Source organism: Nostoc sp., assembly GCF_036917655.1.
Taxonomy (GTDB): Bacteria; Cyanobacteriota; Cyanobacteriia; order Cyanobacteriales; family Nostocaceae; genus Nostoc.
This window is the reverse complement of record NZ_JBALCY010000074.1, coordinates 85,290-106,335: the sequence shown is the minus strand read 5'-3', so window position 1 is coordinate 106,335 and position 21,046 is coordinate 85,290. Positions and strand designations below refer to the sequence as shown.

Sequence of the window (21,046 nt, the reverse complement as noted above, 5' to 3'; positions counted from 1 at the left end):
TAGTAAACAGTCAAGAGTAAATATTGGTTTACTCCTAACTCCTAACTCTTGTACAGACGCGATTAATCGCGTCTCTCCTAATTACCTCCTACTAACACACTGACAGCCGCAGCTAAAGATGTCCCACACCAACGACAGCCAATTTGTAGATTCTCTCCTGGGGAAACTTTATGACATTTGGGGCATTCTAAGCCATAAACTCCTGGCGGTGGTGCGGAGGGTATCGGTAGATGGTGGTGATGTCCGTGTACTGGTGGATGCGGTGACAGCAAAATTGTTGCTGGAATGCTACCCGTGGAAATGCTAGTAACATTGAGTTTTATTTGTCCCAAAGAGATATTAGTGCCTTCAGTTAAAGGTATTTCACCTTGAACTAATTGCCGTCCATCGACAATGGGGGGATTTTGCGATCGCAAATTTCTGATATAAAAGCGCTGTTGCTGGTGATGAAAAAAGATTTCAACGTGCAGACCAGAGACAGTAGGATGACTCAGAACAATATCGCACCGGAGTGGGTCGCGGCCGATGCGGACAGTGCCAGGATTTTGACTTGGCTGTTGTTCGTAAATGTTCTGAGTTTTATCTTCACCTGCATCGTGCCACTTTAAAGTTAGTGCGTTCATTGTTCTAACTTCATAACTCGTATTTAGCTACTTCAACTTCTTTCTGTGCGATTCCTAACACGATTGAGTCGGTGCAAGCAAGTATTTAGAAAAAACTTCAACAAGCTTTATTTTGCCGACGCTAATTTATCAGCAATACGTGTAGTTTCTGGCAGCCGATATTTTGGCGTGCAGCGTAATACATAGTCAATTGCCGTAGCTAAACTAATTCGATGGCCACTGGAGATGTACAGAGGTTTTACTCCTGTGCGCGATCGCAAAACTGCCCCAATGGTTTCCCCGTTATATATTAGTGGTTGTGTGCTGCCTTTGGTTTCTGCCAATTCTTCGTGCTTACCTATCAACCTGGACTTAGCTACACCAATTGTCGGCATATCTATAAGTAACCCTAAGTGGCTAGCTATACCTAATCTGCGGGGATGAGCAATTCCCTGACCATCACACAGGATGATATTTGGTGTTGTTTTAATCTTCTCCAGGGCATCAAGGACAGCTGGAATTTCCCGAAATGAAAGGAACCCAGGAATATAAGGAAAGGTCGTAGGACGGTGTGCTAGGCTTGTCTCAATTACTTGCAAATCAGGAAAACTCAGAACTGCGACAGCTGCACGGCTAATTGTTCCATCAGCTTCAAAACCCATATCCACTCCAGCAACGTACTGGATAGGTTCTTGCAGTTGATCCTCAGTAATTACTTGATCTCGCAGCTTTTCTTGGATAACTATGGCTTCTTCGATCGTTGAGGGCCAAGCATGATCTCGATAAAATTTCATATTGAAAATTTGAATTAAACTGATTAATATTAATCTGTTAATTAGGCAAGGGCAAAAACAAATGATGATCCACGGAAAATATATTTTTCACAAAAGTTCGTGAAAGACTATCTTTATACTAAATATTTTAACCCAGGTTAGCTCATATCTTGCATCATAATGTTACTTAAGGCTGTCAAGAGGGAATCCTAAGAATATAAGTTTATTTTCCTAGATTTTCTCTTTTACTGGTTATGACACAGCCGAATATTCTAAAACTTGCAAAACAGGGAGATACCCAGGCGATCGCATCTCTGATGAACCGCCACCTACACCCCAAAGGCATTACTGCAAAAGTTGCCTTCAAAGATACTTGCTTAGAGGTAATGCTAGAATCTGCCCAAGTACCAAATCAGCAAATTTTAGTTGCATTTGTCCGTAAAGGGTTAACGGCTTTAGGCGCTGCATCTGTTGAAAGAGTAAAAGTTTATGGACAACAAACGGATAAGAAGTTTTCAGCTTGGAGTCAAGAGTTTGATTTGGGCATAGCAGAAGCTGAAATAGAAGTAGTAGATAAGGAACAGTCTTCCAGCAATCCTCAAATCCTAACTATTTGTATTAACTTCAGTGGCGATACTGCACAGGGATTAACAAACCAAGATTTTGAATTTATTGCTAACCAAATAAGCACTGATATCTTATCATCTTGTACTGACCTTTTTATTCAAAAAGTCAGTATTAGTAATGGTACTTCTGTGATTACAAAAGAACGTTGTTAAACTATAAAAAGTAGTATGATTGCTCCATTGTCCGTATCAGAATAAAAGAGTATGAAGACCAAAATATTAACTGCCATTATTCACAAAGAAGAAGAAATGTATGTTGCTGAATGTCCTGAAGTCGGAACAGTTGACCAAGGTGAAACAATTGAAGAAGCTCTTGCTAATCTAAAAGAAGCTACAAGGTTATATCTAGAAGAATGTCCTTTAACAGACACTGATACTAGCCCCAGGTTTGTAACTAGTATAGAGGTCAGCTATGCCTAGATTGCCAAGGATATCAGGCAATGAGGCAATTCGTGTATTAGAGCGCTTAGGATTTATTGAAACTAGACAAACTGGTAGTCATGTTGTACTTAAAAAAACAACTCTCGACGGAGAAATTGTTTGTGTTGTACCAGTCCACCGCGAGTGAAAAGTTGGCACTCTTAGTGGTGTTCTTAAGCAAGCAAAGGTTACGCCAGAAGAGTTTATAGAAAATTTGTGAGCGCGTTCGCGTAGCGTCTCGCAGAGAAGGCATCGCCCCTCAAACTTAAACTAGAAAAAGCAGTGCGTCACCGAATAGCCCGTCGTAGACATCGCTCTTATTTTCACCGATCCTGATGAAATGCGGTATTCCGACACTAATGAGGATAAATGATTATGCTTAATGAATTCAGGCAAAAGGCGATCGTTAAACCTGGTGGTGTAGTATAAATCTGTTCTCCAGAACTTCCAATAGGTGCAACTGTCGAAGTGATAGTACTTCTGGAGTTACCCCCAGAGCATTCTGAAAAACCTCTAACTAGCTTTATCGGATCTGCTAAAGGCAGTTTTACCACACCGGAAGAAGTGGATAAGTTTATTCGCCAAGAACGAGATGCATGGGAATTATAGATGCTATTCAAGGCACACGGGTCTACCTCGATACCAACATTTGGATCTATGCTTTAGAAGCAGATTCAGCATTCGTCCAAAATTTAACTCAGTTATTCTAAAGTATTGATCAAAGTAACTTGAGTGTAGTAACTAGTATAGTGTGGCGGAAATAACAGGAATTAAGCTATCTTCCGGCTCATCGTGAATGATGTTATCCAGAGAATTTTCAGCTTGATCCAGTTCAAAGAAGATATCATCCAATATCTCGTTGTTTTGCTTGAATCAGATGCGATATCCTCTAAATTAGAAGACAGTAAATAGACTGTTGAGGCTGTTATCTATCACGCAAAAGCACAATAACATGGCTTTTTCTTATGAATTTCAGCGCTATCGGAGCGTACGCGCCCTCGATATACTCCCAGGTTTAGTTAGTTCCATCCTCCTACACTTTATTTTACTGATGGGGAGCAAGTATTGGCTCATAACTTTTATGCCTGAGCCTAAGCAAGAGATTCCAATTGAGGTAGTTGAAGTTTATCCCAATGAAACACACATACCCAAAAAAACCTCATTCCGGGCTACTAAAGATTCAATTGCAGGTGGTAAAGCTTTACCGAAAATACCTCTTTCTGCTGTGAAGTCAGCTAATTCAGATGCACATAAAGCCTCTAGCAAGAATCCTTCTGACTTAACAGCCTTATCTCCAGCAGAGGTATTCCAGCCAAAACCAAGGCAGCAGAAAGCAGAATCACCAAATCCATCTCCTCAACAACCCAAAGCACAGCCAACAGCGATCGCAAAAACTATACCACTAGCACCAAAAGTTCAGCCAACTGCGATCGCAAAAGCAATACCACTAGCACCGAAAGTTCAGCCAACTGCGATCGCAAAAACTATACCACTAGCACCCAAAGTTCAGCCAACAGCGATCGCAAAAACTATACCACTAGCACCGAAAGTTCAGCCAACAGCGATCGCAAAAGCAATACCACTAGCACCAAAAGTTCAGCCAACTGCGATCGCAAGAGCAATACCACTAGCACCGAAAGTTCAGCCAACTGCGATCGCAAGAGCAATACCACTAGCACCGAAAGTTCAGCCAACTGCGATCGCAAAAACTATACCACTAACACCAAAACCACAGCCAACAGCGATCGCAAAAACTATACCACTAGCACCAAAAGTTCAGCCAACTGCGATCGCAAAAACTATACCACTAGCACCGAAAGTTCAGCCAACAGCGATCGCAAAAACTATACCACTAGCACCAAAAGTTCAGCCAACTGCGATCGCAAAAGCAACTATACCACCAGCACCCAAACCTAAAAAAATAGCAGTAGCACCTAATACTACACCACCGTCACCCCTACCCCGAAAAACAGCGCTTGCACCTGCTATTACATCACCAGTACCCAATCCTAAGAACTTAGGCCAGTCGGGAAGACTCTTAAGTGGGCGAACACCTATAGCTCAGTCATCTCAGAAAACAGGTGCAGCAAGCTTGCTGGGTGGTACTGTGGGTGTATCTAGTCGGAATTTTAGCGGTAATTATCTGGCAGCCTTACCTAATTCCAACCGAAATAACCAAGCGACTTCTGGTATTGATGCCAGCAGTCAAGATATAGATATCACCTCTTACTTAAACCAACTACAGCAACAAGTCAAGCAGCAGTGGCTACCAGAAGTGAGCCAGTCTTCCCGGCGAACAGTGCTTAACTTCACTGTTAACCGTTCCGGGCAACTAAGCAATCTCCAGCTCGCACAAACCTCTGGATTCAGCGTCACTGATCAAGCGGCGCTCAACGCTATACAGCGATCTGCACCCTTTGCACCTTTGCCCACAGGATATACCAGTAACTACATTCATATTCAATTTACATTTGATATCAATGTTTATGGGCAGCTAAATTTATCAGGGGACGGTGGCTAACAACAGGTAAGCAATTAATTAAATCATGTATTATACCGACTATACCTTAACGTTAAATAGCTACCTGAATCGAAGTTTTTAGTTTCAACCAGGCTATTATTTGGGCATTAATTTGAGCAGATTTAAGCAAATACAAAAGGAGACTAGCAATACTCTTTTAACTTAATACCTTTGCAAAATCAGCAATTAGCTCAACAGATAACTTACAAACAACTGATTAGCAATTCAGAGAATTTAACAGTGATTTATGTCAGTCATCAGGTTTTAATTGAAGCCGCTCAACTCCGTGCCAGTATTAACATCAAATTACCAGATGCTATCCATGCAGCAACAGCACTCTTGACTCAATGCTCTACTTTTCTAACCAATGATCAGCGATTTGGGAGTGTTCCTGATCTATCAGTAATTTTGCTTTCTCAGATTAATTATCCCTAGTTAAGATATTACAATAAAAGTAATTTCGCCCCCGAAGCCAATCATGACAGAAGGAAAGACGCGGCGTAATTTCCTAATTACCAGCATTGCTGTGACAGGAGGTATTGTGGCAACTAATGCTTTACAGCAAAATACTACCAACACCGCAACACCCCCAACAACTATGCCAGAACGGGTGCTGGGACGCACGGAAGTCAAACTCCCTATCTTCGGGTTAGGAGGAGCAGGACAAACGCCGCTATCCTGGGAAGGAAAAGAGGATGATGCTGCGGCAATTATTCAAAGAGCGTTGGAACTTGGCATTCGCTACTTTGATACAGCGGCTAGTTATGGGCCGAGTGAAGATTATTTAGGCAAAGTGCTACCACCCCATCGCTCAAAGCTCTTTCTAGCAAGCAAGACTGATAAAAGAGATCGGGATGGTGCATGGCGAGAATTGGAGCGATCGCTTAAACGTCTGAATACAGATTATCTCGATTTGTGGCAGTTGCATCACGTTTCTTTTTCTGAAGAACTGGACACCATCTTTAGTCCATCTGGTGCAATTAAAGCTTTAGAAGAAGCCATACAACAAAAATTGGTGCGGTTTTCTGGTATTACCGGACATCACGACCCTCAAGTGATTGCTGAAGGCTTGCGTCGCTATCCTTTCCACACTACACTGATTCCTGTGAATGCTGCCGACAAACACCACCCACATCCATTTATCCCGGTAGTTCTACCAATTGCTCAAGAAAAAAATGTCGGTGTGATTGCGATGAAAGTCCCGGCTTATGGTCGGCTGTTTAAATCAGGTGGGTTGACAGGTATGCAGCAAGCTTTGGGATACACAATGTCTCAGCCTGGAGTTCATTGTTGTGTAATTGCGGCAGAGACTGTTGCACAATTGGAGGATAATGTCAAGATAGCGCGGGCTTTTGTGCCTTTTAAAAAGCAAGAATTGACAGCGATCGCTCAACGGACTGCTAATATTTGGCAAGATAGTACATTCTTCCGTACCTGGACTTAGCCCAACCTTGCACATATTACAGAGTGTATTCTTATCAGTCTCGCTGATAATGTTGTGCCGCTTGTGACATATTAAATTGTAGTAGTTTCTCCTCTCCCAACTTATATCCCAAACTCGGCTTAAAAGGCGAAATATTCAAACTGCGAATAATTTCTGCCGCCACAGCCTTTGCTAGTAGCGGTGGTACAGAGTTACCGACTTGTCGAAATCCGTGCCATTTAGTTACATGAAATCTAAACCAATCGGGGTAAGAATGCAATCTCGCTGCTTCCCTGACTGTGATACAACGGGGCGTAAATGGATGAATCGGTCTAGGAGATGTGAAAGAACCCCTATACTTGTCTGTTCCGGCTCTTAAAGTATTGCAGACACCAGCAGGATGCAGCTTATAAAAACGACTAATTTTTTCTCTCTCGCCTTGTTGAGTCTCCTGAAAACGTTGAATAGTTTCCGCAGAATGTTTTGTTCTTAAACTTGAAGAAAGTATTCGCAAATCATATTCACGTTTGTAAGAATAATCATCGTCTAGGCATTTGATCCCGCGAAGTACACGAGCATAGTTACTAGGCTTTCCGTATTCTGCTACCACCCAATTTATCGTTAGTAACTCAGGATATTTTTCTATTTCAGGTAAATCTCCAATTGCATCCCATACTGTAGGACTCAATGGGATATCAGATATTTTTTTAGAAGTTAAATTATTTGACAACGCTTGTTTAGTAATCGGCTGAGGATATTTTGGTAACTCGACATCCTCCCTTGCACCTATAAGAAATAATCTCTCACGGGACTGTGGTACTCCGTAATTTGCAGCGTTGAGAATTTGGTAATTTTCTTCTACTTTATAGCCGTAAATTTTAAACTCGCTAATTAAGTTTTGGAGGATTTCTTTATGTTCGCCAACTGTGATCCCCCGAACATTTTCCATCACAAAGAATTTTGGTTTTAGCTCAAAAACCAGCCGATGAAAGTGAAATACCAAAGAGTTTCGTGGATCATCAACAGCCCGTTTACCAATTAGGGAAAATCCTTGACATGGTGAGCCACAAATTACCACATCAATTTCCCGATCGCCAATCTCAGACCGATTCCTAATTTCTTCCCCGGTTGTATCCACAACACTTTTACATAACACTGAGCAAAAAGGGAAGTTAAACTCATGTGTTGCACAGTGGATCGGGTCGATTTCCACGGACGCCAGCACATCAAAGCCAGCTTGTTCAAAGCCAAGAGTCATACCGCCCGCACCAGCGAATAAGTCAACTGCGATCGCTCGTTGACGAAGAGTGTTATTAGCGGATAGCTTTGGTTTAGCCCGTGCTGTTAGCGGATAGCTTTGGTTTAGCCCGTGCTGAGTGCTGAGTCTCATTTGTAATTCAGACGTTGACCGATGGATTCTAATGAATGTATTTGAATTAGTACAGATGGTGCGTAAAATTACTTATGAGCTAACTTAAACAAGTTGCTTAGAGCAACTTGTTTAAGTTAGGCAAAGTCCCGCCACAGTGTACTAGCGATTACTAGAACTATTCAAATAAAAGTTCAAAACAATTTATAGTATCACAAAAATATTTTTGCCATAAATGCTTATAAACTATATTCACAACACCATCTACAAAGTCTGTTTGCTTGGACTCAGGACTCAGGACTGTGCCAGCATTTGCAAAATTTCTTGAGCAGCGCGATCGCACACCCCAACTTCTCCTAAACTTTGCCGCATTTCTTCATAATCTAGCAAAGTTTGCTCTCTGCGACCAGGATTGAGTAGCAGTTCCATCGCTGCTTGGATAATATTCTCTGCTGTGGCTTGCTCTTGTAAAAATTCTGGCACAATCGGCTTCATCACTACTAAATTGGGTGGCGACGCAAAGGTTATAGAACCTTTGAGGATTTTACGAGCTATCCAAGCAGTCAGGGCACTTAGACGGTAAACTACAACTTGCGGCACATTTAACAAAGCAAGTTCCAGATTGACAGTACCAGATTTGCTAATGGCTAAATCAGCAGCTGCAAAAACTTCCTTTTGTTGACCTAATACAACTGTAGCCCGCAAACCGTAACGCTTAACTGCTTCCTCAATTGGCTGTCTATAGACTTCCAGAGATAGGGGAATCCAAAAATGAATTTCAGGTAATTTATCTTGAAGAGTTTGGGCAGCTTGAAAAATAATTGGTAAAAGATATTTTAGTTCTTGGTGGCGAGAGGCGGGGAGGAGGGCGATCGCAATTTGTTCTGGTGCAATCCCCAATGTTGCACGAGCTACTTGGCGACTGGGAGCGTCTTGCATTCGGTCAACCAAAGGATGCCCTACCCAAATAACTTTTGCCCCTTTCTCCCGAAAGTAACGGGCTTCTTGTGGAAAGATTGCCAACAGCTTGTCTGTAAAGCCAACAATCCTGTTAGTCCGACGCAAATTGACTGACCAAGCCCACTCTTGGGGAGCGATGTAATATACCACAGGCACATCTGGCAGATGCTGTTTCATGTAAGTCCCAATCTCAAGATTCGGAGTCATATAATCGATCAGCACCACCAAGTCAGGTGGATTTTGCTTTAGGGAAGCGATCGCCCGTCGTTGCACCTGGAGAGTCGGTAAAACGTAAGGCAGCCCTTCTAGAATACCCATTGAGCCAATACTACTGGTATTTCCCAGCAGAATTGCCCCAGCCTCTACCATTTTTTCGCCACCCAGCGCCACAATCTCTAATTCCAATCCAATCGCCACAGCTTGACGCTTCAGAGATGTAATTAGCAGCGACCCTTGCAAATCACCAGATACTTCCCCAGTGCTGATAAATATCCGCATTTGATAATTGGTAATTATTAAAATTAAGAGTTAGGAGTTAAGAGTGAGGAGTTAAAAATTTAATTCATCAACTCATAACTCATAAATTATGATGTCTGTCCAATTAACCACAATTCCTCCGAACCCCTCCTGCTCCCCTCCTCGCTTGCGGGGAGGGGTTGGGGGTGGGGTGCTTTGATTATGAGTAATTCGACGGACATGATATATCTCACATTTCACGATTCATCACTTGCGCCTTTTTTCCCCTTACCGGGAATCAAGCCACGCCTTCCTGGCATCTGAGAAAGTAGCAGGAAGCGGCGCAGATGCTGCAATTCTTCGCTATCCCCTAACAGTTCCAGTTGTTCCAAGGCATCCTTAAATAACAAATCAGAACGGTAGAGAATGCGGAAGGCTTTTTTCAGCATTTGCAAATCTGCTGAATCCATACCAGACCGTTTAAGTCCGACAAGGTTGAGGGTTCGTACCCGCGCCGGATTTCCCTCCACTAGCATATATGGGGCCACATCCCGGTCAATACGTGCCATGCCTCCCACCATTGCCTGTCTACCAATATGCACAAATTGATGGACACCTAAAACCCCACTCAACCTAGCGCGTGATTCTATATGGACATGACCTGCCAACGCCACAGAGTTAGCAATCACTACTTGGTCTTCAATCACGCAGTTATGAGCCACATGGACATAAGCCATCAGCAGGTTCCCATCACCAATTACCGTTGCTTCACCAGCACCAGTAGCGCGGTTAATGGTAACGTACTCACGAATCAAGTTGTTATCACCAATTTTGACCCAGGTTGGTTCTCCCACAAACTTAAGATCCTGGGGTTCCATGCCGATGGCTGCACCTGTAAAAATCTGATTTTGCGCCCCAATTTCACAAGGCCCCTCTAACACTGCATGAGCGCCGATTATTGTTTCAGGGCCCACTTTGACGTGTGCTCCAATCACAGCATAGGCACCGACTTGCACTGTATGGTGGAGTTCCGATTTCGGATGAATTACAGCAGTTGGATGAATTAGCGTTTTCAAGGGTGAATCTCCAGAACTGTCTTGATAAGCCAGCGCCGGACGGGGTTTTTAAGGCAGTGCGCTACTCTGGTTAAGAGAGTTATACCGACTGCCGTCCCATCGAGGCGACTGGCATTGTTGAGCGTGAAGTATTTCAGTGAACGAAAGTGTCGGGCAAAGCAAGTTAAGTGTGTTCGCGAGTGCGTCTCGTAGAGAGGAGGTCGAAAATCAAGAAATTATCAGATGCTGTTGTGGATTTTTTTTTAACTGTTATCCTTTTTCAAGATTCAGTAGGGGCATTTCACGGCTATGCCCGTACCACGAAAGCAAACTTTTAGTTAACTAGAGAAAACATTAATTCCCCTTCAGAAGCAAGTTGACCATCAACTTCGGCACGACCTTGCATCTTACCGAAACGACGTTGTTTTACCCATAACAGTTCCAACGTCATTACTAGTTGATCCCCCGGTACGACCTGGCGGCGAAAGCGGACTTTATCGATACCAGCGAAGACGAACAGTCTGTCTTCTTGCGGAGCCATTTGAGTCAGGACAATGCCCCCGACTTGTGCCATTGCTTCCACAATTAGCACCCCTGGCATCAGTGGACGTCCAGGGAAATGTCCTTGGAAATAGGGTTCGTTGATAGTGACATTTTTAACCCCAACAGCTTTTTTACCTGGAACGTAGTCAATTATTTTGTCTACAAGTAAAAATGGGTAGCGGTGGGGTAGCAATTTCTGAATTTCTTCAGATGTGAAAGTTGTTTTAATCTCAAAGCTGATTTTAGTCTCATTTATAGCCTGTGGTTTGGTAGATGTAGGTGTAGTCGGATCGATGGTATTTACTTCAGTGAGGATTGACATTGGCCGTGTGGTTAATTTTTCATCTGAAAATTGAGTAGGCAGGCGGATATCGAAAGCCTTAATGATCCTGGATTTTAGGCTTTAGCTCCAATCCCAAATCTAAAATTCTTTGAGCCAGTTGAATGTGTAAATTGTGGCTTGCTTTATACGCTAAGAAATGAGCATTAGGAAAAGTTCCTAGTAAACTTAAATCTCCTACTAAATCCAAGATTTTATGACGGACTGGCTCATTTGCAAATCTCAATGGTGGATTTAGCCAGCCTTCTGGCCCACAAACGAGTGCATTATCCAAACTGCCACCTTTAATTAACCCTGTTTTTTGTAAGTGTTCAATTTGATCCAGTAATCCAAAAGTACGGGCAGGAGCAATTTCCGCAGCAAAGCTAGCAGAAGCTTTTCCTAGTTCAGCGGTTGGTGACCAACTGTGCCATTGATTACCAATGGCGGGTAGGTCAAAATCAATACCGTAACTAAAGCGGGTTTGGGGTGCTGGGAGGGCACATACAAAGGCATCCCCTTGATAGACCCATATTGGTTCTGTAACAGCTAAGGGAACTTGGTTGTTAACAGGTTGTGATATTAAGCCAACTTGGACAATATTGGCTGTCCACACACTTGCCGAACCATCCAAAAGTGGAACTTCTGAACCATCAATTTCAATCCGGGCATTATCCACACCCATACCCGAAAGCGCTGCCAACAAATGCTCTACCGTGCGAACATATACCTCCCCCTTACCCAACTGAGTTGAGAGAACAGTGTGACTAACTGCCGCAACTTGGGCTGGAATGATCGGCAAATCCGGTAAATCCACCCGCACAAAGTAGCGTCCACTTCCTGCCTCAGCTGGTAATATCCGCACCTGGGTATTCACACCGCTATGCAGTCCCACTCCAGTTTGAGTGATTTGAGCCGCTAGAGTGTGCTGCTGCATAGCCGAAAAGTCAATATATTTTGTTTAGTATTGTTCATTGTCTGTTTTGGTAAAATCCCTGATATTCCCCTAAAAATGTCATTAATCCCTTTATCGCAACAGTATTAAGGTAAATGTAAAAATTAGCAAGCTAATCCAAAAAAGTTATGAGTTAAGAGTGAGGAGTGAGGAATTAAAACTCCTAACTTCTAACTTTTAACTCCTACCTGGTTAAAACCTTTCGCCAATACCAAAATTAATCCGGCTATCACCGTCATCGTTGATACCATAGTCAATCCGAATTGGCCCCAGTGGAGACTGGACGCGAACGCCGAGACCATAGCCGTAGCCACTGCCATTTTTGTTCAACAATTCAGCTGCTTGAGTACTAGTTCCCAGGTCACTACCGACATCAAAAAATAGTGCGCCGCTGACGACTGAAAAAACTGGGAACCGATACTCAACTGATGCTTGCACATAACTGCGTCCACTACCTAATGTTCCTTCGTCATAACCCCGGACGGAGTTACTACCCCCAAGGGTAAAAGCTTCGTAGGGAGGCAAGTCACCCAGAACTGTTCCTGCTTGCAAGTTAAATGCTAGAGTTTGTGCCCCTTTCGAGAGGCTAATCAACTTGATGGGTAAATATTGGCTGTAGCTACCCCGTAATCTGGTGAGTAAAATGTTGCCTAGTCCTATAGGGACTGACTGATCAATCCCGAAGCGCAGATAAGAACCCTTGGTGGGTTGCAAAGGGTTATTACGGAGATCGCGCTGTACGCCGAGTTGCAACAGTAGTAAATCGTCTTGACCTCTTGGAGACTCGGTCAATTGAGTGGTGATTGGTTGTATGACGCGATTTCCATTCTGGTCGATAGGATTTCCATCATTATCGAATACCCCTCCTGTTGTTTTGAGATTGCCATCAGCATCACGGGCAGAAACTCGTTGATACTGTAAACCCGCTGAGGCAGTCCAGACGGAAGTTTTGTAAGGATTAGAGGACAGGGGACGGGTAAAAGTGACACCACCACCTACACGGAGAATACGGGGGCGATCCTGAGAATTTGTATTAGTGGGATTATTTGGATCAAACGTCCTAATATCCCGATCTTTGCCATCAAAAATCAACGAAATGGAACTGCGGCGAAAAATATTAGTTGTATAGGAAGTCCGGTAAGGATCTCCTGCGATCCAGGGGTCTGTAAACCGCAGGTCAAACAGCACTTCCCGTTCTCCCACCTGTACTTCTGCCCCCAGTTTTTGATTCCTACCATTCAGGTTTTGCTGTTGATAGCTAACTGTTCCAAAAAGTCCGCTAGCAGAACTAATCCCTGCCCCAGCCGCAATAGAACCGCTGCTGCGTTCAGCTACATTTACTACTACATCCACCTTGCTGGGGTCAGTACCCGGGTCAAGGGACACATTTACATCTTCAAACAGTCCCAGTCCATACACGCGCTGTAGGTCTTTTTGCACTGTGTTGCGATTGAATATTTGTCCTGGCTTCAACTCTAATTCTCGTGTAATGATGTAATCCTGTGTCCGTCCGCGAATCGGTTGTCCCTTTTCGTCTGTCTCTTGACCATCTTTATTGCGGAACCGGACTCTAATATTTTCTACTACCCCTTCTGCTACTTGCAAGGTAACAACTCCGTTTTCAGAGACTTGTGGCGCTCCAATCACGTTGGCTAGCACGTAACCTTGGTCTTGATACCGCTTGTTTAACTGCTTGATGCCTTCTTGCAAGTCACGTAAGTTGAGGATTTTGCCATACTGTTCGCGAAAGACTTCATCTACAGTATTAGCTGGTAGTACGGAAGCAACACCAGTGCCAGGATTGGCTTGCACTTGTACCTTGCTTAGGATGGGGTTAGGCTGGACAACAAAGCTCACTCGCACTCCCAAGGGCGTATCTTCTGGCGCTGCTTGGACGTTGGAGAAGAAGCCAGTACCAAAGATGGCGTTAATATCTTCTTGCAGTTGGCTGCGAGTTGTCGTTCGTCCTGGTTGGGTACGAATTACTTTGTAAACTTGGTCTTCCAGTTCTGGTGATAGTTGTCCAGCCTGTGATCTAATTACTACTTCCGACACCAGTACGCGGGGGTCATTGGCTTCTGGGGCTGCGTTGGGTTGAGTATTTTCCGGAGTTGTCGGTGGGTTAACATTCTGCGGACTGGGAGTAGCGCCTGGGCTTGGGGTAAGTGTTCGTTGTTGACTAGCTGGGGGTGGAATGTCTGGCGCGGTAGATGGTTCTGGAGTTGTGGGTAATAAAGGTTCCGTTGTCGGTGGATTGACATTTTCTGGGACTGGAGTAGTCTCAGGAGTTGGAGAAGGTGTTGGTTGTTGACTAGCTGGGGGTGGAATGTCTGGAGCAGGAGATGGCTGTTGAGTAGGGTTGGGATTGATTGGAGGAGTTTGTGCAGTTCTTGGCGTTGTGGAGGTTGGCACTATTACCTCTGGGGTTGGGTAGCCGTAGCCCGCCGCAGGCATCGCTGCTGGATTGGCAGGGTAAATTGCGACAACGCGCGATTGAAGATGCTCCGCCTCTATAACGCCTGTGGGTTTAGGTCGAGATTCTAGACTTTTACTAGAGTTACCCTGACCAGTGTCCTTTTCTGGCTGCTGATTTGTTTCTAGTGTCAAAACTTCTGTTGTCTGTTTTGAACTGTTGGCGGTTTCTGCATTTGCACTCAATGAGCCGCCCAAAGGGACTGCAATTGCTACTGCTGCCAGCAATACGGGAGATAAACGCATTTTACTTATGATTCCTCTTCACGACCACACACACACCATCACAAGGCAATAATGCCCTCATCCTAAAGGTAAAACTCAAAACATAATTTTTTTCTTTTGCTTTTTTACTTTACAAGGCAAAAGGCAAAAGGCAAAAGTCAAATATAATTCCTTCTTACCCTTTGGTTTTTACCTGTTCTAACTTGTAGTTTCTACTGCTTTTAGCACTCTTTGTAAAACCTCCTGGTAGGCATCCTCTACATTCCCTAAGTCCCGGCGAAAGCGGTCTTTGTCCATTACCCGGCGGTTTGAGTCCTCTTCTCTGGTATCCCACAAACGGCAGGTGTCGGGGCTAATTTCGTCTGCCAAGAGCAACTGCTGTTGTGAGTCCAAACCAAACTCTAGTTTGAAATCTACTAGGGTAATGCCGCACAGTTGCCAAAAGTTACGGAGAAATTCGTTGATTTCCAATGCTAGATGTGTAATTGCGTCTACTTGTTCCGCAGTAGCTAGTTCTAGCAGGTACAGGCGATCGCGTGTCAATAAAGGATCTCCTAATTGATCATTTTTGTAATAAAACTCAACCAAAGGCTGTTTCAGAATTGTACCCAGTGGTAATCCTGTTTGCTGACACAGACTGCCAGCAGCAATATTTCTGACAACTACTTCCAAGGGTAAAATCTTTACTGCCTTCACCCGCATTTGATTCGGGGCGGGGCTATCGATAAAGTGAGTCTTTATACCATTTGCCTCCAACTGTTTAAAAAGCTGGCTGGAAATGCTACAATTAATTTTTCCTTTTCCTTGGATACTGCCACGTTTTTGGGCGTTAAACGCCGTGGCATCGTCCTTAAAATCAGCCAACAAGACTTCCGGATCGTCCGTTGTATAAAGAATTTTCGCTTTGCCTTCGTATAACTTGGAATTAACAGACATGGTGGCAGGTAAAGTTCTAGGCGATGGACAAAAGTTGTCCTTTGAGGCTTCACCATTTTATCTTTAGTTATTAACTATTAGCCATTGGTGATTATGAAGAGGATGTGGGGATGCCGATAATTGGGCAAAGCGGCAGAGGAGGATAAGGGAAATGAGGGAGAACTAATCAATACAACTCTTGGAGAGGCTGCGCCAACGACAACGCTCAGTATAAGTTCCCAATACAACTCTTGGAGAGGCTGCGCCTTAAGCGAAGCTATGCCGCAGGCTTTACGGCTTCTCTACGAGAGGCACTCGCGTTCGCTCAGTACAAGTGCCCAATACCCTCTTCTTAGTCACTTGTTAGCAGCAAGTTGCTAAAAATTCACAACTAAATCTCTAACTTTTAACAGAGGACAATTGGCTTTGTGTATAGTATATTTTCCTAAGTAGTTTCACCTGAAAAGGTTGTAATTATTTTTGCAAAAAAATAATAGCACATACAGGTATGCTTTAATAGTTTGTAAATCAGGGTTTCGACTGAAGTTAATTACAATCGGAACTTCATAAATTAAGATGAGATAAATTGACAATAGGGAGGAAAAGCAAATATTGTCTCAGTTACTTTAGCAGAAAGTTTTTTTGTAAAATTTATAACAAAAGTATTTCAAGCTTTATCCTCTAATCTCAAAATCTGAATCAAGCAATTCCCGCATCATCCGTTGAAAAAGGAATTGAATGATTTGATTTCCCGCAGTCTAACAAAAGAAAGCATTAGGGTAGTTAGTGATTCAGCTTTAAAGATTCAAACAGAAGGGGAGTTGGATAAATTGGATAACAAAATAGTGAACAAGGATGATTTTCTCTACCCTCGTGGTCGCTACTACGGTCAAGTAAAGCCAGAAAACTTGGTTTTCAATGCGAATTTACAGGAATTTGCTCAACGAGTAAGCTACATTTGCAACTTAGAAACAGGTGGAAAACTGCCTCCAGGTCAAGCTTACGAACAAATAAAGGATCTATGGAAACAGTTGAAACGCTCAAAAAAAGAGCTAAGAATTGGCGAAGACCCGTTTCAGGATGACCAGGGAGAGGTTCAAGGTTGAAGGAGAAAGGCGGGAACTCCAAACTCCAAACTCCAAACTCCTAACTCCAAACTCCTAACTCCTAACTACATTAGTAAGCATTGTCCAAACACCATCCCAAGACTCTGGGGGCGGGGTTTGTTGATAATTACGCGCCCGTTCTAGGTGGATATCAACAGCTTGGTCTTGGGATTGGATGCATTTGGCGGCTTCAAAACAGGCGATCGCTTGTGAGAAGTTGCGCGATAAATAAGCCGAGCGTCCAGTATGATAATGAAACAAAAACTCTTGAGTATTGGCATCTAAGGGAGTAGTGCGATCGCCAATTAACTCGTAGATATTCACCGCCTGGTGTTTCCCTTTGACGCGAATTTTATCTAACTGGCGCACCCAAATGCGATCGCTGCAAAGCTGGTAAGTAAATTCACTCAAAAGGATATCACAACCATAATCTTTAGTTACCGCTTCCAAGCGTGAACTCAAATTTACACCATCCCCAATTACGGTGTAATCCATTCGTTTGCGGGAACCAATATTACCCGAAACCACATCCCCAGAACTAATCCCAATGCCAATACGAATTTGTGGCTGCGCCTGGATAATTCGTCGTTGGTTAAATTCCTCTAGGCGGCGTCGCATATCTAACGCTGACTGCACAGCCCTCCAAGCATGATTTTCTGTAAGTGGTAGCGGCGCACCAAATACCGCCATTAAGGCATCACCAATAAATTTATCGAGAGTGCCTTCGTAGTTAAAAACCGCCTCCACCATCGTTTCAAAATACTGATTGAGCAGCAATACCACCTCAGCTGCACCGAGATTTTCCGTAAGTGTTGTGTAGCCTCGGATATCAGAAAACAAGATGGTTACTTCCTTGCGCTCACCCACCATTAAAGCATCTTCCCCCAGAGCCATAACTTGTTCGGCGACATGAGGCGTTAGGTAGCGAGACATGGTAGTTTTCATCCGTTTTTCCTGACTGATGTCTTCCAAAACGACCAAACCACCCCGGACACCGCCTTCTGGGTTAGTTAGAGGATTAACAGTGAGATTCGTGCTGCGTTCTAATTTTTGCACCTGATTAGAGGAGAGAAACTCAGATTGGGGAGTCAGGGGTAGATTCCAGGGAATGAAAACATCGGCGTTAGTGCGATCGCGTACTGCTAAAATTGAATGCTGAGTCCTAAGTCCTGTTAGCGGTAGCGAGGTGTTTAGCCCGTCTTGAGTCTCACTTTTAACTCCTAACTCCTCACTCATAACTTGATAAAGTCCCACCATCAAACTTTGCTCTGGCACATAATGTTTAGCTCCAGTTTTTAAACTATCTTCTAGTCGCATTTGGAGATTTTCAATTGGCACAACTTCCCAAACTAGGCGACCAATCAAATTTTGTTCCCACAAAAGCTTATTGTTCTTAGTATTAGCGTCTCCTATCGGACAACCAAGTAACTCCAGTGCTGCATCATTAATCGTCACAATCCGTCCTGCCATATCTGTAGAAATTACCGCATCTGACAGACTTTGCAAAATGTCTTTTTGATACTGTTTTTCTAACAGCACATTTTCAAACAGGCGATCATTTTCTAAAGCAATTCCCGCCTGAATATTAAAAGCCCGCATAAACTCTTCATCAGAAGGAGTAAAGCTGTTTTGCTGCTTATTAATTAATTGGGTTACGCCAATCAATTCATTTGCAGAATTAAATACTGGCAAACACAGGATATTGCGAGTTACATACCCAGTTTTTCTATCTGTAGTCGGGTCAAAGCGGGGGTCTTTGTAGGCATCGGAGATATTTAAGGCTTCACCAGTGGAGGCCACATAGCCAGCAATGCCACGGTTAGCAGGAATGTGAATTTCTATCAACTTTGTGCCATCTGCTGCGGCTGCAACTTTCGTCCAGAGTTCGCTCATCTCTTTACGATATAAAAACAGCGTGCTGCGGTCTGCTTGCATTAAAATTCGAGCTTGCTCCATGACTATCTGCAAAGTTGCTTCTAAATCCAGACTTTGCCCCAGTGTCTGAGTTGCCCGCAATAAAGCTGTTGCGCCTCGTTGATTGCGAGCCGCTACATAAAAAGATTGGCAGCTTTCCAGAATAATACCAATAGAAGCGGCGAAGTCTCGAAAACGTTCTTCATCATCAGAATTAAACGGAATATTCCCGGTTTTATTAGCTAGTTGAACTACCGCTACAGTCTGGTTTTTGCTACTGATAACAGGCATACATAAAAGATTATGGATTTTGTAGCCCATTTGTTTTTCAAGTTCTGGGCTAAATAGGGGGTGAGTATAAGTTTCAGATATATTTAGATATTGGCCTGTACTGGCAACATGACCGGGAATACCCACTGTAATGGGAGTACGAATTTCTAAGAATTTTTGGGTATTATCTTGGGGAACTTTTGACCACAGTTGACCTTTGTCATAGTCAACTAAAAAAATAGCTGTGTGTTCTGCTTGCAGGATTTGACCAATTTTAAGTGTGATAGCTTCTAGCACCTTCTCCAACATAGTTTCTAGAGCTTCATTATTGATCAGTTCAATGGCTCTAATAAATTGCTGGAACTCAGCAGTTATGAAGTCAAGTAAACAAACAAATTCATTAACAGATAAGTCTTTTACGCGACTCAATAGGGCGTGAGTACGATTAACTTGAGTCAGTTCAGTTAATGTAGCCAAGACGCTGCCAGGGTTGGGGAGTGTCATGGGAATTTTAGATTTTGGATTTTAGATTTTAGATTTTGGGCACTGGGCATGGGGCAATTCAATTTTGGATTTTAAATTTTGGATTAAATTTCAATCTAAAATCCAAAATCTAAAATCTAAAATTCTTGCTCTCCCACTCCCCTATTTTGTCAACTGTTCAGAAAATATCACCTTTTGGTAGTAATCTTGTAGCTGCCTAGTGGCAGCTGCCCAACCCCAACTTTCTGCTTCCCGGCGAGCATTTTGACGGATGATATCTCGCTGTTGTTTTTGTTCTAAGAGGCGAATAGTAGCGGCGATGGCTCCTTGAACATCTGCTGTTGGCTCAAAAAGATATCCATTTACTCCATCTGTCACAATATCGGGAATTCCCCCCGAACGGGCTGCTACCACTGGACAGCCAGATGCCATCGCTTCTAGTAGTACTAAGCCTAGTGTTTCTGTCCGGGAAGGAAAGATAAAGGCATCAGCACTAGCAAAAGCAGAACCTAACTCTTTGCCCATGAGATACCCAACAAAATAAGTATTTGTGCCAGCAAAGTGTTTTTCCAGTGCTTGACGGTGTGGACCATCCCCAACCAATGCTAACCGCGCTGCCGGAATTGCCTCTAAAATTGGTTTGATGCGCTCAATTTCTTTTTCAGCGGAAAGCCGCCCAACATAAAGTAGCAAGGGGCTTTCTGGATGATTTTGCGATAGGCGCGATCGCATCTCTACATTAGCCAAATCGGGATGAAATAATTCCGTATCCACTCCGCGCTGCCACAAATCTACACGTTCAATACCGTGTGCTGTCAGTTCCTCAATCATTGCTGTTGAGGTACACAAATTTAAAGCTGCTTGATTATGAGCGCCTTTCAGCAGTTCCCAAAGAAAGCCTTCCAGCATCGCCAAGCCATAATGCTGGAGATATTGAGGTAAATGCGTATGGTAGGACGCCACTAAAGGTATTTTGAGGATTTTGCTGTAAAATATGCCTGCTAAACCCAAAACTGCTGGATTCACGACATGAATCACATCTGGCCTAAACTCTTCTAAAACATAACCAATGGCTGGGCGGGGTAATGCCATTTGCAATTCTGGATACAATGGCAGAGGAAAGCCACTAACGCCGTAAACTTTAGCGCCTTTGTGTTCAGTGATGCCTCCATAAGGGGCAATCACCAGCACTTGATTACCACTGCGCTGTAGATGGTCAACAGTATGGCGCAGACGCGTTACAATGCCGTCAACCTTGGGTAAAAAGGTTTCGGTAAATAGAGCAATTCTCATAAAAAACTATTCAGTACAGGCAGATAATCTCAGCTTAAGAGTGCATTTTGGTTGCTATTAAACACAGATAAACACAGAGTAAACTGTCTCGTGTGCTGTAATCAATTCTGCACAGTCAAAATAACTGTAGTAAACGGCAAATTTAGTAAGCTAAAAAACATCTAATTTGCATAATCGAATTAAACACAATTCTTGTGGGGTAGGCATCTTACCATAGGTGTCAACTTAAGCGCAAACCCCTTTAAAACCTCGTTTCCAGCAAGAGGCTGTAAATGCTCCTCATTGCGGCTCTGCCGCAAGTCTTGAGGCGGCAGCCCCCATTAGGCATTCCCAGTCGGAGACTCTT

19 protein-coding genes are annotated in these 21,046 nt (G+C 43.5%); 8 read left to right on the top strand and 11 right to left on the bottom strand.

From position 1 onward, the window contains the following. Nucleotides 1–77: 77 nt before the first annotated feature. Nucleotides 78–623: an FHA domain-containing protein gene (locus V7K30_RS27545; RefSeq protein WP_335004784.1), complete on the bottom strand. Its 546-nt coding sequence runs from the start codon at nucleotides 621–623 to the stop codon at nucleotides 78–80. A 107-nt stretch (nucleotides 624–730) separates the two neighbouring features. Continuing rightward, nucleotides 731–1,396: a deoxyribonuclease V gene (nfi, locus tag V7K30_RS27540; RefSeq protein ID WP_335004782.1), complete on the bottom strand. Its 666-nt coding sequence runs from the start codon at nucleotides 1,394–1,396 to the stop codon at nucleotides 731–733. A 233-nt stretch (nucleotides 1,397–1,629) separates the two neighbouring features. Here nfi and V7K30_RS27535 point away from each other — a divergent pair, with 233 nt between their 5' ends. The 7 genes from V7K30_RS27535 to V7K30_RS27505 all read left to right on the top strand — a co-directional run bounded on the left by V7K30_RS27535 (nucleotide 1,630) and on the right by V7K30_RS27505 (nucleotide 6,386). Then, nucleotides 1,630–2,154, top strand: coding sequence for a hypothetical protein (locus tag V7K30_RS27535; protein WP_335004780.1), 525 nt, complete (start codon nucleotides 1,630–1,632; stop codon nucleotides 2,152–2,154). A 51-nt stretch (nucleotides 2,155–2,205) separates the two neighbouring features. Next, nucleotides 2,206–2,421, top strand: coding sequence for a type II toxin-antitoxin system HicB family antitoxin (locus V7K30_RS27530; RefSeq protein WP_335004778.1), 216 nt, complete (start codon nucleotides 2,206–2,208; stop codon nucleotides 2,419–2,421). Next, a complete protein-coding gene (locus V7K30_RS27525; RefSeq protein WP_335004776.1) occupies nucleotides 2,414–2,569 on the top strand; it encodes a type II toxin-antitoxin system HicA family toxin in 156 nt (51 codons plus the stop codon). The genes V7K30_RS27530 and V7K30_RS27525 overlap by 8 nt, the downstream gene beginning before the upstream one ends. Before the next feature lie 320 nt (nucleotides 2,570–2,889). After that, entirely contained in the window at nucleotides 2,890–3,030 is a 141-nt protein-coding gene (locus V7K30_RS27520; RefSeq protein WP_335004774.1) for a hypothetical protein, read from the top strand. Nucleotides 3,031–3,502: 472 nt separating this feature from the next. Continuing rightward, a complete protein-coding gene (locus tag V7K30_RS27515) occupies nucleotides 3,503–4,942 on the top strand; it encodes an energy transducer TonB family protein (protein WP_335004772.1) in 1,440 nt (479 codons plus the stop codon). Between the two features lie 171 nt (nucleotides 4,943–5,113). After that, a complete protein-coding gene (locus V7K30_RS27510) occupies nucleotides 5,114–5,377 on the top strand; it encodes a type II toxin-antitoxin system VapC family toxin (RefSeq protein WP_335004770.1) in 264 nt (87 codons plus the stop codon). A gap of 43 nt (nucleotides 5,378–5,420) precedes the next feature. Further along, nucleotides 5,421–6,386 carry an aldo/keto reductase gene (locus V7K30_RS27505; RefSeq protein WP_335004768.1) on the top strand — a complete coding sequence of 322 codons (966 nt, stop codon included), beginning with the start codon at nucleotides 5,421–5,423 and terminating at the stop codon, nucleotides 6,384–6,386. 34 nt (nucleotides 6,387–6,420) lie between these two features. Here V7K30_RS27505 and V7K30_RS27500 read toward each other — a convergent pair whose 3' ends face one another. The 7 genes from V7K30_RS27500 to purC all read right to left on the bottom strand — a co-directional run bounded on the left by V7K30_RS27500 (nucleotide 6,421) and on the right by purC (nucleotide 15,655). Beyond that, nucleotides 6,421–7,755 (bottom strand): DNA cytosine methyltransferase, encoded by a 1,335-nt coding sequence (locus V7K30_RS27500; RefSeq protein ID WP_335004766.1) that lies wholly within the window; start codon nucleotides 7,753–7,755, stop codon nucleotides 6,421–6,423. Between the two features lie 273 nt (nucleotides 7,756–8,028). Then, complete coding sequence (gene lpxB, locus V7K30_RS27495; protein ID WP_335004764.1) at nucleotides 8,029–9,192, bottom strand: lipid-A-disaccharide synthase; 1,164 nt, start codon at nucleotides 9,190–9,192, stop codon at nucleotides 8,029–8,031. 215 nt (nucleotides 9,193–9,407) lie between these two features. Beyond that, complete coding sequence (gene lpxA, locus V7K30_RS27490; protein WP_335004762.1) at nucleotides 9,408–10,226, bottom strand: acyl-ACP--UDP-N-acetylglucosamine O-acyltransferase; 819 nt, start codon at nucleotides 10,224–10,226, stop codon at nucleotides 9,408–9,410. Between the two features lie 313 nt (nucleotides 10,227–10,539). Further along, on the bottom strand, nucleotides 10,540–11,070 hold the full coding sequence (gene fabZ, locus V7K30_RS27485) for a 3-hydroxyacyl-ACP dehydratase FabZ (protein ID WP_335004760.1): 531 nt from the start codon (nucleotides 11,068–11,070) through the stop codon (nucleotides 10,540–10,542). A gap of 58 nt (nucleotides 11,071–11,128) precedes the next feature. After that, nucleotides 11,129–12,004 (bottom strand): UDP-3-O-acyl-N-acetylglucosamine deacetylase, encoded by an 876-nt coding sequence (gene lpxC, locus V7K30_RS27480; protein ID WP_335004758.1) that lies wholly within the window; start codon nucleotides 12,002–12,004, stop codon nucleotides 11,129–11,131. Between the two features lie 210 nt (nucleotides 12,005–12,214). Next, the gene (locus V7K30_RS27475; RefSeq protein WP_335004756.1) at nucleotides 12,215–14,740 is read right to left on the bottom strand and encodes a BamA/TamA family outer membrane protein; all 2,526 of its coding nucleotides are present in this window, start codon (nucleotides 14,738–14,740) and stop codon (nucleotides 12,215–12,217) included. Nucleotides 14,741–14,917: 177 nt separating this feature from the next. Further along, nucleotides 14,918–15,655, bottom strand: a complete 738-nt coding sequence (gene purC, locus V7K30_RS27470; protein ID WP_335004754.1) for a phosphoribosylaminoimidazolesuccinocarboxamide synthase — start codon at nucleotides 15,653–15,655, stop codon at nucleotides 14,918–14,920. 821 nt (nucleotides 15,656–16,476) lie between these two features. Here purC and V7K30_RS27465 point away from each other — a divergent pair. Next, nucleotides 16,477–16,740, top strand: coding sequence for a DUF7219 family protein (locus V7K30_RS27465; protein ID WP_335005236.1), 264 nt, complete (start codon nucleotides 16,477–16,479; stop codon nucleotides 16,738–16,740). Nucleotides 16,741–16,794: 54 nt separating this feature from the next. Here the strand turns inward: V7K30_RS27465 and V7K30_RS27460 are convergent, their stop codons facing one another. Continuing rightward, a complete protein-coding gene (locus tag V7K30_RS27460; protein WP_335004753.1) occupies nucleotides 16,795–19,428 on the bottom strand; it encodes a GAF domain-containing protein in 2,634 nt (877 codons plus the stop codon). A 141-nt stretch (nucleotides 19,429–19,569) separates the two neighbouring features. Then, nucleotides 19,570–20,700, bottom strand: coding sequence for a glycosyltransferase family 4 protein (locus V7K30_RS27455; protein WP_335004752.1), 1,131 nt, complete (start codon nucleotides 20,698–20,700; stop codon nucleotides 19,570–19,572). Between the last annotated feature and the right edge of the window lie 346 nt (nucleotides 20,701–21,046).